The sequence below is a fragment of the Gilvimarinus sp. 1_MG-2023 genome (genome assembly GCF_030548285.1).
The window spans coordinates 1-236 of sequence record NZ_JAUOSC010001724.1 but is presented as its reverse complement, the minus strand read 5'-3'; the positions used below and the strand labels follow the sequence as shown (position 1 = coordinate 236).

At 53.0% G+C, this 236-nt stretch carries 1 pseudogene; it reads right to left on the bottom strand.

The annotated features are described in order from the left end of the window. Window positions 1-236: pseudogene (locus Q4563_RS22635) on the bottom strand (isocitrate lyase); the annotation flags it as partial.

Below are 236 nucleotides of genomic sequence, written 5' to 3'. Positions count from 1 at the left end.
GATCTGTTTGGTCAGACCAGCACCCTGGGAGTCAGTACGGGCAACGATAACACCATCATCAACACCCAGCTCCAGGAAGGCATAACGCAAAGCGCGCAGTTTGGAGTGGAAGTCGGCATGGGGAACGGTCACTTTACCGTCCTGGTGACCACATTGTTTCTCGTCAGCTACCTGGTTTTCGATCTGCAAGCAGCAAGCACCGGCTTCGATCATTTGTTTAGCCATCAGGTAAGTGG